This window comes from Stenotrophomonas sp. YAU14D1_LEIMI4_1, assembly GCF_003086815.1.
Taxonomy (GTDB): Bacteria; Pseudomonadota; Gammaproteobacteria; order Xanthomonadales; family Xanthomonadaceae; genus Stenotrophomonas.
The window spans coordinates 1,097,084-1,110,306 of record NZ_CP025997.1; the positions used below are offsets into that span (position 1 = coordinate 1,097,084).

Here is a 13,223-nt window from a genome sequence, read left to right on the forward strand (position 1 = left end):
TCAGCTGTCCTCGTCGAAGCGGCGCTCGAACAGGTCAACCACCGCGTCCATGGCAGCCGCCTCGTCTTCGCCGGTGATGCGGATGGTGACCGGCGTGCCCTGGCCGGCGGCCAGCAGCATGACGCCCATGATGCTCTTGGCGTTGATCTCACGGCCCTTGGCGGCCATGGTCACGTTGCAGCGGAAGGGCGCCAGGGTCTGCACCAGCTTGGCGGTGGCCCGGGCATGCAGGCCCAGGCGGTTGCTGACTGTGAGTTCTCGTTCAAGCATCGTCGACTATCGCTCCATTGCGGGTGCCCGCCGCCGCAGTGGCGGGCAGTTGATCCAGTGCCTGTTCCGGATAATTCATCACCCGCAGCAACATCGGCAGGCTCAGCGCCGACACCCGGCGAACCGGGGTTCCCAGCCGGGCCAGCTGCCCGGCAAGGTTGGCAGGGCTGGCGCCGTACAGGTCGGTCAGGATCAGCACGCCTTCACCACCATCGACCCGGCGCAAGGCAGCCGAGGCGAGCGGAAGAAGGGCATCCAGGTCTGCGTCGAACGGTACTTCGAAAGCTTCGGTTTTCAGCGGCAATTGCCGCAGGAGCCGGGTCGCCACGTCAAGCAGGGCGGTCCCGACCCCGGGGTGTGTTACGAGGAGAATGCCACAGGTCATTACTGCACGTTAACAGGTCAGGGTGAACGGGCGATAGCAGCAGGAGAGGGGCACTGTGTCCCGTATTCAGTGTTGCCGGGGTCGGATCCCTTTTCAATGGGAAAAGGGCTCTGACCCCATCCCCTCTGCCCCCGTCCACGCATGGCGCGGATCTACCGTGTCGACCAAGGTCGACGCCTACCCACAGCATTCGTCGAGCATGGCTCGACGCTACAGGGGCCGGCCGTTCCCTCAATCCTGTTCGCGGTGATAAGTCGCCACGTCGTCCCAGCCCATTTCGCGGGCGTGCCGGGCCATGCGCTCGGCCAAGAACACCGAGCGGTGCTTGCCGCCGGTGCAGCCGAAGGCCACGGTCACGTAGCTGCGCGTGCCATCGCCCAACTTCGGCAGCCAGGTGTCCAGGAAGTCCATCAGCTGGGTCAGGTAGCGCTGCACGTCCGGCTGCGCTTCCAGGTAATCACGTACGCCCGGTTCGCGGCCGCTCAGGGCGCGCAGGTCCGGGTCCCAGTGTGGGTTGGGCAGCACACGCGCATCGAACACGAAGTCGGCCTCGGCCGGCACGCCGCGCTTGTAGGCGAACGATTCGAACAGCAGCGACAGGCGCGTGGCATGGCCCAGCGCGAATTCAGTGATGATGCGGCGGCGCAGCTGGTGCACGTTCAGGGCGCTGGTATCGACCACGGCATCGGCCTCGCGGCGCAGCGGCGCCACCAGTTCGCGTTCGCGGGCGATTGCTTCCGGCAGCGACAGGCCCAGCTGGCTCAGCGGATGGCGCCGGCGCGTGTCGGCGTAGCGCTTGAGCATGGTTTCGTCGCTGGCCTCGAAGAACAGCACCTTCACCTGCACGCCCGCGTCGGTGGCCTGCTGGCGCCAATCGGACAGCTGGCTCAGGTCGCTCTGCCCGCGCACGTCGATGCCGACCGCCAGCCGCCGCGGCGCTGCGCCGTCGTGGTTGTCCAGCACGCTGCGCACAAAATCCGGCAGCAGCCGGATCGGCAGGTTGTCCGAACAGTAGTAGTCCTGGTCTTCGAAGGTCTTCAGGGCGACGGATTTACCCGAGCCGGACAGGCCGCTGACGATGATCAGGGTCGGGGCGGTGGGGGAGGCGGTGCTCATGGACAGGCTCTTTGCAGTGGGCTCAGGGTGTTCGCCGTTCCAGCAGGTTGCTGTGGCGGGCGATGAACATCGCCGCCGGGTCGATACCCTTGGTACGTAGAATGTGCAGCCGGGTGGCCGCCTCGGTCAGCACCGACAGATTGCGGCCGGGCATCACCGGCAGGGTGATCAGTGGCACGTCCAGGTCCAGCACATGGCGGGTACCGGAATCGCCGGTCAGGCGTTCGTAGCCATGGGGGGTGGGCTCGGTCATCGGCTTGGTCAGGTGCACGATCAGGCGAAGGTACTTGTTCTTCTTTACCGCCGTATCACCGAACATCTCGCGCACGTTCAGCACGCCCAGGCCGCGCACTTCCAGCAGGTCCTGCAGCAGCTCGGGGCAGGTGCCATCGAGCACGTCCGGGGCGATCTGGGTGAACTCGGGGGCATCGTCGGCCACCAGGCGGTGGCCACGACTGAGCAGCTCCAGCGCCAGTTCACTCTTGCCCGAACCGGCCTCGCCGGTGATCAGCACGCCGATCGAATAGATTTCCATGAACACGCCATGCAGGATCACCCGCGGTGCCAGCGTGCGTGCCAGGTGGTAGGACAGGTGGTTCAGCAGTTCATGGCCGCGCTTGGGCGACACCCACAGCGGGGTGCCGGATTCATCGGCGGCCGCGCGCAGGTCTTCCGGGCAGGGCTGGTTGCGGGTGATGACCAGCGCCAGCGGGTGCGAATGCATGATCTTTTCGATCGTTTCCCAGCGCTGCCGCGGTTCCAGCGCGTCCAGCCAGGACAGTTCCTCGGTGCCCAGGATCTGCACCTTGTTCGGGTAGATCGCATTGAGGTAACCGGCCAGCGAGGGGCGGCGGGATACCGTGTTGCCGGCTTCCAGTTCGCGCTTCTCGCCGGACTGGCCGGCAACCCAGCGCAGTGCCAGCCGCTCGCGCTGCTGTTCGAACAGTTCACGTGCGGTGATGCTGGTATTCATGCGGCGCTCGCCGAAGGGGGAAGGTCCAGGGCCTGGCGCAGGCTGCGCGCGTCGCCCGCCTCGCGCAGGGCCTGGCGGATGGCCGGCGAAGAGAACAGTTCGGCCAGCTCGGACAGCAGCATCAGGTGCTGGTGGGTGTAGTGGGCGGGCACGGCCATGGCGAACACCAGGTCCACCGGGGCGTCGCCGCCGAAATCGATGGGGGTGGCCAGCCGCAGCAGGGCGCCGCGGGGCCGGTCCAGCGCGGGCGCGCGCCCGTGCGGAATGGCGATGCCCTCGCCGATGCAGGTGCTGCCCAGCGCTTCGCGCTGGCACATGTTCTGGTAGATCTGCTCGGCATTGGCCTGGCGGCAGGCCAGCAGGCCGGCGGCGGTCTGCAGGACGCTGTCGCGGTCGGTGGCCGTGCAGAGCTGGGTCTGCACGGCCGCCAGAAGGTCAGTCAGGGGCATGTCTGCGAGGAACGGTGGCGATCAGCCGCCATTGTCGCCCACCGGCAGCGGTGCGTGCTGCTGTTTTTTCTCCTTGTGCTTGATCACCAGGCGGTCAAGCTTGTCCGCCAGCAGATCGATCGCGGCGTACATGGTCTGGCCGTTGGCCTCGGCATGCAGGGTCTGGCCGGGAATGTTGAGGCTCGCGTCGACGTGGTGTTCGGTCTTCTGCAGCTTGAGGGTTACCCGCGCTTCGCAGTGCTGGTCGAAGTGCTTGCCGATCCGGGCCAGCTTGTCCTCCACATAGGACTGCAGGGCCGGGGTGACTTCGACATCTTTGCCAAACGTTTCGATGCGCATCGGGTTTCTCCTGTGTTCGGATGTGCCAATGAACCTCTCCGCCGGGCGCGGCGGCGCGTCAAGCGATTCTGACTCTTTCGTGCGAGGCGGAGATGTTCATGGCCTCACGATACTTCGCTACGGTGCGTCGCGCTACCGGGATTCCGGACGTTTTCAACAGGTCAGCCAGCTTGGCGTCAGAAAGCGGCTTGCGTGGGTTCTCGTCATCGATCAGGCGCCGGATCATGGCCTGGATGGCGGTGCTGGACGCTTCGCCACCGCCGTCGGTGTCGATGCCGGAGGCAAAGAAGGCACGCAGCGGCAGGGTGCCGCGCGGCGTGCGCACGTGCTTGCGGGCGATGGCACGCGAGACGGTGGATTCGTGCAGGCCGAGTTCGCCGGCGATCTCGCGCAGGGTCAGCGGCCGCAGGGCCTGTTCGCCGAATTCAAGGAAGCCGGCCTGCTGCTGGATCAGGCAACGCACCACGCGCAGCAGGGTTTCGCCACGGGCCTGCAGGCCCTTCAACAACCAGCGCGCTTCCTGCAGTTGGCTGCGCAGGTAGCCGGCATCGGCATCGCCGCAGCGGCGGATCATCTGTTCGTAGCCACGGTGGATCATCACCTTGGGCCCGGCATGGGCGGCCAGCGCCGCGCGCCACACACCGCCCTGCCGCCACACCACCACGTCGGGCACCACGTAGGTGTCCTGCGAAAGCGGGGCGATCTGCGTGCCGGGGCGGGGGTCGAGCGAGCGCAGCAGGGCCACGGCGATCTCGACTTCGGCCAGCGGTTGTTTCAGTTCCTGCGCGATGCCGGCCACGCCGCTGCGCGGCAGCCGTTCCAGCGGGCCGGCGGCAATCTGCAGGGCCAGCGCCTGGCCGGGCGTGTCGGCCGGCAGCACCGCAAGCTGCAGCTGCAGGCATTCGCCCAGCGAACGTGCGGCCACGCCCACCGGATCGAAGCGCTGGATCTGATGCAGCACGGTGAGGATTTCATCTTCGCCGGCATGGATGGCCGGCAACAGGGTTTCGGCGATGGTGGCCAGCGGTTCGCGCAGGTAGCCATCGTCTTCCAGCGCATCGATCAGGGCCGCGCCGATGCTGCGATCGCGCAGCGACAGGTGCGAAAGATGCAGTTGCCACAACAGGTGGTCGGCCAGCGTTTCGGTTTCGGCCACGCGCTCGGCGGCGCTGCCGGTGTCGTCATCGTCGTCGAAGCTGCCGCTGCTGCCGGCGCTGCTCCAGTCCAGTTCCGCCGGCGCCCAGTCGTCGCCGCCGTTCTCGCTGGCATCGGCGGTGGGCGGCGCTTCGTTGTCGGCGCCGCCGTCCTGTTCGCTGCCCGCGGCCGCGTCATCGCCTTCGGCCCAGTCCAGCAACGGGTTGCTTTCCACCGCCTGGGCGATTTCCAGCTCCAGCTCGGTGCTGGACATCTGCAGCAGCTTGATCGCCTGCTGCAGCTGCGGTGTCAGCACCAGGTGCTGTCCCAACGATGTCTGCAGCCGAGTCTTCATGCCTGTGCCGAACGGAGGGGAGTGGGCCCGGCGGCCGCCTTACAGCTTGAAGGAATCTCCAAGGTAGACGCGACGCACGTCTGCGTTGTCCAGGATCGCCTCGGGCGAGCCCTGGGCCAGCACGGTGCCCTCTGCGAGGATATACGCGCGGTCGCAGATTCCCAAGGTTTCGCGCACATTGTGGTCGGTGATGAGTACGCCGATGCCACGCTGCTTCAGGTGGGTGACGATGCGCTGGATTTCACCCACCGAGATCGGGTCGACGCCGGCGAACGGTTCATCCAGCAGGATCAGGCGCGGCTTGGCAGCCAGCGCGCGGGCGATCTCGCAGCGGCGGCGCTCGCCGCCGGACAGGCTGGCGCCCAGCTGCTCGGACACATGGCCCAGCTGCAGTTCGTCCAGCAGGCTGTTCAGTTCGCGCTCGCGGCCGGCCGAATCCAGATCGTCGCGCAGTTCCAGCACCAGGCGCAGGTTGTCGGCCACGGTCAGCTTGCGGAACACCGACGGCTCCTGCGGCAGGTAGCCCACGCCCTGCTTGGCACGGGTATACATGGGGTCGTCGGTGATGTCCTGGCCGTCCAGCACGATGCTGCCGGCATCGGCCGCGACCAGGCCCACGATCATGTAGAAACAGGTGGTCTTGCCGGCGCCGTTGGGGCCGAGCAGGCCCACCACTTCACCGGCGTCCAGGGTCAGGCCGAAATCCTTGACCACTTCGCGCTGCTTGTAGCGCTTGCGCAGGCCCTTGGCGACGAGCATTACTTCTTGCTCCCGGCCGGCGCGGCCGGCGTCTTGTTCTTGGGCGGAATGACCGTGCGCACGCGGCTGCCGTCGCCGCCGGAATTCATCTCGCCGCTCTTCATGTTGTAGACCATGCGCTGGCCGGCGTTGGTGCCGCGCGCGCTGGTGACCTTGTAGTTGCCGGTCAGGGTGACGGTATCGCTCTTGACGTCGTAGTCGATGTTGTCAGCCACCGCATCGACCCAGGTGCCGTCATCCAGCTGCTGCTTCATCTTGGCCTGCTTGCCGGTGAACACGGCGCGTACCGCTTCGCCGTCCTTCATGTAGATCTCGGCCTGGGCCGAGCGCAGGTCCAGGGTGCCCTGGGTGATCACCACGCCCTGCGACAGGGTGGTCTTGCCGTCGCCGGTCAGCGAACCGGACTGCGCACCGGCGTCGATGTGCATGTCTTCGTTGCGGTCGCTGGATTTGGCGAAGGCGGCGCTGGGGACAAGAAGACCAAGCGCGAGCACGGCTGCAAAGGGAATCTTCATCGGGGTCCGTTCTACCGGTGGGAGGCGCCCGGGGGTAACCGGGCGGCCGGGTGGGTGCTGCTGGCCCTGCGCCTGTCGGGAAGACGTCGCGGGCCGGCGGCGGAATCAGCGCTTGGGCGTGTAGCGGCCCTTGGACTGGCTGAGGAAATGATACGTGTTGTTCTTCGAATCCACTTCAAAGCCCACGCCGGACTGTTCCATGCCCGGGCGGGTCATGGTGACCCGCGCGTCGGTGCGCGCACGGTTCTCTTTCGGGAACACGTCCAGGTGGTCGGTGCGGAAGGTGGTGGGCACCACGCCGGGCGCGACCGGGCTGTCGCCGGCCACGTTGCCGCGCAGCTTCATCTCATCGCCCTTGGCGCTGAGCCAGCCGGTTTCGGCGCGCAGCGTCCAGTGCCGGCCTTCGGCATCGGGCATTTCAAACAGCGGCGTGGCGATGTTGATGGTCTGGTCGCCGCGCTGGCGTTCCAGCAGGGGCGCGCGCAGGGTGGTCGATTCCTTGCCCTGGTCATCCAGGGCCACGATCTGGAAATCGTGCAGGATGTAATCCACGCCCGCGTCCTGGCCTTCGCTCACCGGGCCCTTGTCGCGGTTGCGCAGGGCGGCCCAGCTGCTCAGCAGCGCCGCCAGCAGCAGGCCGACGCCGAGCACGGTACGCCAGTTCACGCGTGCGGTATTCATGCGCCGAACCTTGCCAGCACGGCGTCCACATGGCCCTGCGCGGCCAGCAGCACGTCGCACAGCTCGCGCGCGGCGCCACGGCCGCCCTCGCTGCGGGTCTGCCAGTGGGCGCGTTCGGCGATCCACGGGTGCGCGTTGGCCGGGGCCACGGCCAAGCCGACCGCGCCGATCGGAGCCAGGTCGGGCAGGTCGTCGCCCATGAAGGCCACCTGGTCCAGGCCGATGCCATGCTGGGCGCACAAGGCCTGCACGCTGGCCAGCTTGTCGCCCACGGCGATCTGGGTATCGATGCCCAGGTCGGCGCCGCGCTTGAGCGCGGACTGGCTGTTGCGCGCGGTGATGAGCACGGGGTGGATACCGTGCTGCTGCAGCAGTTTCAGGCCCAGACCATCCTGCACGAAGTACGCCTTGCTCTCGTTGCCGTCCTTGTCGTAGTACAGCCGACCGTCGGTGAGGGTGCCGTCCACGTCGAAGCAGGCCAGGCGGATGCGGGCCGCGGTGGCAAGCAGATGGGCGGGGAAGGCGGGCAGGGGGGACCAGGGCATCAGGGTGTCGGACTCGGTGTTGGTATCTGAATGGGGTCTGCGGACTATTGGTTAAACCACCCGGGCCCGCAACAGGTCATGAATGTTCAGCGCGCCGACGGCCCGGCCCTGCTCATCGACCACGATCAGCCCGTTGATCTTGTGGGTTTCCATCAGGCGCGCCGCTTCCACGGCCAGCTGGTCGGCGCCGATGGTGCGCGGGCTGCGGGTCATGATGTCGGCGATGCGGGCGGTGCGTACGTCCAGCGCGCTGTCCAGTGCGCGGCGCAGGTCGCCGTCGGTGAACAGGCCGATCAGCACGCCCTGGGCATCGACCACGGCGGTCATCCCCAGCCGCTTGCGACTCATCTCCATCAGGGCTTCGCTCAGGCTGGCGCCGGCGTCCACCTTGGGCAGGTCCTCGCCGCTGTGCATCACATCGGTGATGTGCAGCAGCAGGCGGCGGCCCAGGCTGCCGGCCGGGTGCGAGCGGGCGAAGTCATCGGCGGTGAAGCCGCGCGCGTCAAGCAGCGCCACGGCCAGCGCATCGCCCATCACCAGCGAGGCGGTGGTGCTGGAGGTGGGGGCCAGGGCCAGCGGGCAGGCTTCGGCCGGCACGCTTACGTCCAGGTGGATGTCGGCGGCGCTGGCCAGGCTGGACTGGGCGCGGCCGGTCATGGCGATCAGGGTGTTGCCCTGGCGCTTGAGTACCGGCAGCAGCATCAGGATCTCGTCCGATTCGCCTGAATAGGACAGGGCCAGCACCACATCGTCCTCGGTGATCATGCCCAGGTCGCCGTGGCCGGCTTCACCCGGGTGCACGTAGAACGCCGGGGTGCCGGTGGAGGCCAGGGTGGCGGCGATCTTGCGGGCGATATGCCCGGATTTGCCCATGCCGGTGGCGACCACGCGCCCGCGGCTGCCCAGGATGGTCTGGCAGGCCTGCTGGAAGGCCTCGCCCAGGCGCCCGGCCACGGCCTGCAGGGCCTGCTGTTCGATCTCGAACACGCGCTGGCCACTGGCCACCAGCGCAGCAGGATCGACGGAACGGGAAGGCAGGGGGGACTCGGCCATGCGGACGCCACGCAGCGGAAGTAGAATGAGGGCTCATTTTATTAGGAAAGCCCGTTGGACGCCGACACCATCCGCAACCTGATCGAAACCGGCCTGCCCGGCGCCCGCGCCGACGTGCGTGGCGACGACGGCGTGCACTTCGAAGCGACCGTGGTCAGCGAGGCCTTCGCCGGCAAGATGCCGCTGGCCCGCCACCGGATGGTCTATGCCACCCTGGGCGACCTGATGGGCGGCGCGATCCACGCGCTGGCGCTGAAAACCGTGACCCCGGCCGAAGCCGGCTGAACCGCAGAAGATTCCCTATACATGGCCAAGATCGTTGTGACCGGCGGCGCTGCGCTGCACGGTGAAGTGAGCATCTCCGGCGCCAAGAACGCCGTCCTCCCCATCCTCTGTGCAACCCTGCTGGCCGACGAGCCGGTGGAGATCACCAACGTGCCGCACCTGCACGATGTGGTCACCACGGTGAAGCTGCTGGGCGAGCTGGGCGCCAAGGTCACCATCGACCAGGGCACGCTGTCGCGCGGCAGCGCGATTGTGGTCGACCCGCGTTCGGTGAACCAGCACGTGGCACCGTATGAGCTGGTCAAGACCATGCGCGCCTCGATCCTGGTGCTGGGCCCGCTGCTGGCCCGCTTCGGCGCTGCCGAAGTGTCGCTGCCGGGTGGCTGCGCGATCGGTTCGCGCCCGGTGGACCAGCACATCAAGGGCCTGCAGGCGCTGGGTGCGGACATCGTGGTGGAGAACGGCTTCATCAAGGCCACCGCCAAGCGCCTGAAGGGCGGCCATTTCACCTTCGACATGGTCAGCGTGACCGGCACCGAGAACGTGCTGATGGCGGCCGTGCTGGCTGAAGGCACCACCATCCTGGACAACGCCGCGATGGAACCGGAAGTGACCGATCTGGCGCACTGCCTGATCGCGCTGGGCGCGAAGATCGAAGGCGTGGGCACCGCCCGCCTGGTGATCGAAGGCGTCGAGCGCCTGACCGGTGGCCGCCATGAAGTGCTGCCCGACCGCATCGAGACCGGCACCTTCCTGGTGGCCGCGGCGATGACCGGTGGCAAGGTGACGGTGAACCGTGCGCGCCCCAACACCATGGATGCGGTGCTGTCCAAGCTGGTGGAAGCCGGTGCGAAGATCGAGACCACTGAGGATTCGATCACCCTGGACATGCAGGGCAAGCGGCCGAAGGCAGTGAACCTGACCACCGCGCCGTACCCGGCGTTCCCGACCGACATGCAGGCCCAGTTCATGGCCTTGAACTGCGTGGCCGACGGCGTGGGCGTGATCAATGAAACGATCTTCGAAAACCGTTTCATGCACGTCAACGAACTGCTGCGCCTGGGCGCGGACATCCAGATCGAAGGCCACACCGCCATCGTGCGCGGTGCCGAGCGCCTGAGCGGTGCGCCGGTGATGGCCACCGACCTGCGTGCATCGGCGTCGCTGATCCTGGCCGGCCTGATGGCCGATGGCGATACCACCATCGACCGCATCTACCACCTGGACCGCGGCTACGAAAACATCGAAGAGAAGCTGTCTTCGCTGGGCGCCACCATCCGGCGCGTGACCGCATGATCCTGCGCGGCAGGTTCACCCGCCGCCGCAAGGCGCTGCTGGCCCTGGTGCTGCTGGCGCTGGCGTGGCTGGGCTATGCCTGGTACGCCAACCTGGCCATCACCAAGGGCATCGAGCAGAAGGACATGGACTGGAACGGTGACGGCACGGTGACCCGTGACGAGATCATCCAGTCGTTCTACGCGGTGGCGGTGAATGACAGCCAGGACGGCAACCGGCACTGCCGCACGTTCGTCTGGCGCGGCACCGGTGAGCAGATCCGCGTGGACTGCCGCACCGAGTTCAAGCCGGCCGCGGCCGAGGAAAAGAAATAAAGAAAACGCCCGCGCAAGCGGGCGTTTTTTGCGGTGGCGCCGGGCCGTGCCCGGCGAGCGCGTAGCGCGGAACGAAAATCCGCCGGGCATGGCCCGGCGCTACCGATCAATTCATCGCCTTGATGGTCAGGTCCAGCGCGTCGCGGCCGCTTTCCTTCTGCAGCATGCGCGCCGGCACCGGGAATTCCGGCACGATCCAGGCGATCAGTTCCTTGTTGCCGTCCACGCGCGAGACCTTGGTGGCCTGGTAACTCTTGCCGCCCACGGTCACCGCTTCCTTGCCCACGATCTTGTAGGTCATGTTTTTGATGCGGCCTTCGTCCACCATGCGGTAGGTCAGCGGCTTGCCGGCAGCCAGGTCGCGGGCGATGGCCAGGTTGATCAGCAGTGCATCCATGTCGCCGGCCTTCAGCGCGATCGGGCCGGCGCGGTCGGGCTTGATATCGCCGGTCCAGGTGGCCTGGTTGCTGCTCCAGTTGTAGTTGGCCTGCACGTTGCGCTTCTTCACCAGCAGCGCCGAACGGTCCTGGCTGCTGAGCGGACGCAGCTGCCCGCGCACTTCCTCGAACACCGTGCTCTGGCTCAGGTCGGCCAGCTGGTTCTTCACGTTCAGGCTGTAACGCCACTTGTTGGCGCCTTCGCTGGCCAGGGTCATGGTGCCGTTGGCCTGCATGCCCATGTAGCTGGCCAGGTAGTCGGCCTTGAACGGCTGCAGCGCCATGGCCGGCAGGCTGGCGACGGACAGCGCGGCCGCGGCGATCCAGGTCAGGGGGCGGGTCAGGGTCTTCATGCTCACACTCCTTGGTATTCGATCAGGCGCAGGTCCACGCGGTCCTCGCCATCTTCGCGTTGCAGGATGCGCACCGGCGTGGGGACACCGTTGGCGATCCAGAGAATGGTTTCGTTGCTGCCGCCGTTGGTGCGGAACACCCGCAGCGCGTTGTAGGACAGATCGCCGACGGCCACGTTCTCGGTTTCGGCGGCGGCCTGGTAGTCGTGCTGGCGTACCCGGCCCATGTCGACATAGCGGTAATGCATGGTCGCGCCCGGGCGGGCGTCACGCATGATCGCCAGGTTGATCAGCAGGGCACTCTGGTCACCGGCCTGCAGCGGAATGGGCTGGGCGCGGTCTTTCTTCACATCGCCGCTCCACTGTGCGGTGCCGGCCTGCCAGTTGTAGGTGCCCACCGCCTTCTTGCCCAGGAACAGGCCCTTGCGCACCGTGCTCTGGCTGAGCGGTGCATAGGCGCCGGCGCGTTCCTCGAACACGGTGCTCTGTTCGATGTTCAGCCCCAGCACGCTGGCAAAGCCGCGGCGGCCGACCACCTGCATGTCCACCCGCCACTGGTTGCCGCCGGTGTGGGTGACCTGCATGGTGGCATCGCCGGCCTCCTTGCCCTTGTAGAAGGCCTGGTAGGTGGCGCTGAACGGCTGCAGCGGCGGCGGTTCCCAGGCCAGTGCAGGCGGCATGGGCACCGCCGGCGCGGCGGGTACGGCGGCAGGCGCATCCGGGGGCGTGGCCTGTCCCCAGGCCGCGCAGGCGAGCACAGCAATCGGCAGCAGCAGGAATTTGCGCAACAACGGCGTGGTCTTCATGTCGGGCAGGAACCGCAGGAGGGGGCAGGATGCCAGCCCCGCAGTCAGCAGGGCGTGTGCACGGGCGTTACCGGTTCAGGTTCCCGGCGGAATCTAGGGCCAGTGGGCTAAACAGGGGGTGACCGTCGAACTGCGGCTGCCCCTGCCGTTCAGCCAGGCGCCCTTGGCACAGCAGCGACAGGGTGGCGATCAGCAGCGGGTGCTCCACTGCCAGCACCCGCGTGGCCAGGGTCTGCGCGTCATCGCCGGCCAGCACCGGCACCCGTGCCTGGGCCAGCACTGCGCCGGCGTCCAGTTCGGGCACCACGAAGTGCACGCTGGCCCCGGCTTCGGCATCGCCCGCTTCCAGCGCGCGGGCATGGGTGTGCAGGCCCTTGTACAGCGGCAGCAGCGAGGGATGGATGTTGACCAGGCGGCCACTGAAGCGCTGTACGAAATCGGCGCCAAGGATGCGCATGTAGCCGGCGCAGACGATCCAGTCCGGTGCGAACCCGGCCAGGGCATCGCCCAGCGCGGCATCGAACGCGGCGCGGTCGGTGAAGTCCTTGGGCGAACGCGCCCAGCGCTGCGCCGGCGCCACGTTCAGCAGCGCAGCGGCGTCGGGCTTGTCCGACAGCACCGCCACCACCTGCGCGTCCAGCCGGCCCGCGGTGATGGCGTCCAGGATGGCCTGCAGGTTGCTGCCCCGGCCCGAGGCGAGTACGGCAATGCGTGCGGTCATGCGACGACGGCGCTACCGGGGGCGACGAACCGTGCAGACACGTCCGGGCGCAGCAGCACCACCAGGGCGTACACGCCCAGGCCGATGCCGAGCGCACCGCCCAGGCAGGCGGCGCCGGAGGCGACCAGGCAGAGGGTGCGCCGCTGCCGGTCACCCAGTGCGCGCGCGGCCACCAGGCTGAGCACGGCGAACGCGCCGATGACCACCGCGAAACCGGCAAACACCACCGCCAGCAGCAGCGGCGAGGCATTCGGGTCGGTGCTGCGGCTTTCGCTTACGTAGCCGCCCACCGCGCCCAGCAGGAGCAGCAGGCACAGCAGCACCTGCACGCCGCCATAGACGTAGAACAGGATCTTCAGCGTATGCAGGTGGCCGTTGATCTGGATGTCGGTCCAGCCACGGGGAGCGTTCAGCGGGGGCGGTACGGCGGCCATGGC

At 67.6% G+C, this 13,223-nt stretch carries 19 protein-coding genes; 3 read left to right on the top strand and 16 right to left on the bottom strand.

Annotation, left to right across the window (positions count from 1 at the left end; genetic code table 11):
- From C1932_RS05035 to C1932_RS05090, 12 genes are all read right to left on the bottom strand, one after another.
- Complete coding sequence (locus C1932_RS05035) at positions 1–270, bottom strand: HPr family phosphocarrier protein (protein ID WP_108748798.1); 270 nt, start codon at positions 268–270, stop codon at positions 1–3.
- Complete coding sequence (locus C1932_RS05040) at positions 263–655, bottom strand: PTS fructose IIA subunit family protein (RefSeq protein ID WP_108748799.1); 393 nt, start codon at positions 653–655, stop codon at positions 263–265. Before C1932_RS05040 ends, C1932_RS05035 begins: the two co-directional genes overlap by 8 nt.
- Before the next feature lie 231 nt (positions 656–886).
- Positions 887–1,771, bottom strand: coding sequence for an RNase adapter RapZ (gene rapZ, locus C1932_RS05045; protein ID WP_164274231.1), 885 nt, complete (start codon positions 1,769–1,771; stop codon positions 887–889).
- 22 nt (positions 1,772–1,793) lie between these two features.
- Positions 1,794–2,744, bottom strand: a complete 951-nt coding sequence (hprK, locus tag C1932_RS05050; protein WP_108748800.1) for an HPr(Ser) kinase/phosphatase — start codon at positions 2,742–2,744, stop codon at positions 1,794–1,796.
- Entirely contained in the window at positions 2,741–3,193 is a 453-nt protein-coding gene (locus C1932_RS05055; RefSeq protein WP_108761410.1) for a PTS sugar transporter subunit IIA, read from the bottom strand. The genes hprK and C1932_RS05055 overlap by 4 nt, the downstream gene beginning before the upstream one ends.
- Positions 3,194–3,214: 21 nt before the next feature.
- Positions 3,215–3,532, bottom strand: coding sequence for a ribosome-associated translation inhibitor RaiA (gene raiA, locus C1932_RS05060; RefSeq protein WP_108748802.1), 318 nt, complete (start codon positions 3,530–3,532; stop codon positions 3,215–3,217).
- A 58-nt stretch (positions 3,533–3,590) separates the two neighbouring features.
- The gene (locus C1932_RS05065) at positions 3,591–5,021 is read right to left on the bottom strand and encodes an RNA polymerase factor sigma-54 (protein WP_108761411.1); all 1,431 of its coding nucleotides are present in this window, start codon (positions 5,019–5,021) and stop codon (positions 3,591–3,593) included.
- A 39-nt stretch (positions 5,022–5,060) separates the two neighbouring features.
- Complete coding sequence (gene lptB / locus C1932_RS05070) at positions 5,061–5,780, bottom strand: LPS export ABC transporter ATP-binding protein (RefSeq protein ID WP_108748804.1); 720 nt, start codon at positions 5,778–5,780, stop codon at positions 5,061–5,063.
- A complete protein-coding gene (gene lptA / locus C1932_RS05075; protein ID WP_108748805.1) occupies positions 5,780–6,295 on the bottom strand; it encodes a lipopolysaccharide transport periplasmic protein LptA in 516 nt (171 codons plus the stop codon). The genes lptB and lptA overlap by 1 nt, the downstream gene beginning before the upstream one ends.
- A 105-nt stretch (positions 6,296–6,400) precedes the next feature.
- Entirely contained in the window at positions 6,401–6,976 is a 576-nt protein-coding gene (gene lptC / locus C1932_RS05080) for an LPS export ABC transporter periplasmic protein LptC (protein ID WP_108761412.1), read from the bottom strand.
- On the bottom strand, positions 6,973–7,521 hold the full coding sequence (locus tag C1932_RS05085; protein WP_108752380.1) for an HAD hydrolase family protein: 549 nt from the start codon (positions 7,519–7,521) through the stop codon (positions 6,973–6,975). Before C1932_RS05085 ends, lptC begins: the two co-directional genes overlap by 4 nt.
- Positions 7,522–7,572: 51 nt before the next feature.
- Positions 7,573–8,574 (bottom strand): KpsF/GutQ family sugar-phosphate isomerase, encoded by a 1,002-nt coding sequence (locus tag C1932_RS05090; protein WP_108761413.1) that lies wholly within the window; start codon positions 8,572–8,574, stop codon positions 7,573–7,575.
- A gap of 54 nt (positions 8,575–8,628) precedes the next feature.
- Here C1932_RS05090 and C1932_RS05095 point away from each other — a divergent pair, with 54 nt between their 5' ends.
- The 3 genes from C1932_RS05095 to C1932_RS05105 are packed head-to-tail and all read left to right on the top strand — an operon-like array spanning position 8,629 to position 10,469.
- Positions 8,629–8,859, top strand: a complete 231-nt coding sequence (locus C1932_RS05095; RefSeq protein ID WP_108748809.1) for a BolA family protein — start codon at positions 8,629–8,631, stop codon at positions 8,857–8,859.
- Positions 8,860–8,880: 21 nt separating this feature from the next.
- Positions 8,881–10,155, top strand: a complete 1,275-nt coding sequence (gene murA / locus C1932_RS05100; RefSeq protein WP_108755588.1) for a UDP-N-acetylglucosamine 1-carboxyvinyltransferase — start codon at positions 8,881–8,883, stop codon at positions 10,153–10,155.
- Positions 10,152–10,469, top strand: a complete 318-nt coding sequence (locus C1932_RS05105) for a hypothetical protein (RefSeq protein WP_108748811.1) — start codon at positions 10,152–10,154, stop codon at positions 10,467–10,469. The genes murA and C1932_RS05105 overlap by 4 nt, the downstream gene beginning before the upstream one ends.
- 106 nt (positions 10,470–10,575) lie before the next feature.
- Here C1932_RS05105 and C1932_RS05110 read toward each other — a convergent pair whose 3' ends face one another.
- From C1932_RS05110 to C1932_RS05125, 4 genes are all read right to left on the bottom strand, one after another.
- Complete coding sequence (locus C1932_RS05110) at positions 10,576–11,259, bottom strand: DUF3108 domain-containing protein (RefSeq protein ID WP_108748812.1); 684 nt, start codon at positions 11,257–11,259, stop codon at positions 10,576–10,578.
- A 2-nt stretch (positions 11,260–11,261) separates the two neighbouring features.
- Entirely contained in the window at positions 11,262–12,065 is an 804-nt protein-coding gene (locus C1932_RS05115) for a DUF3108 domain-containing protein (RefSeq protein WP_108752383.1), read from the bottom strand.
- 67 nt (positions 12,066–12,132) lie between these two features.
- Positions 12,133–12,786 carry a phosphoribosylglycinamide formyltransferase gene (gene purN / locus C1932_RS05120; RefSeq protein WP_108761414.1) on the bottom strand — a complete coding sequence of 218 codons (654 nt, stop codon included), beginning with the start codon at positions 12,784–12,786 and terminating at the stop codon, positions 12,133–12,135.
- On the bottom strand, positions 12,783–13,220 hold the full coding sequence (locus C1932_RS05125) for a hypothetical protein (protein WP_108761415.1): 438 nt from the start codon (positions 13,218–13,220) through the stop codon (positions 12,783–12,785). Before C1932_RS05125 ends, purN begins: the two co-directional genes overlap by 4 nt.
- Between the last annotated feature and the right edge of the window lie 3 nt (positions 13,221–13,223).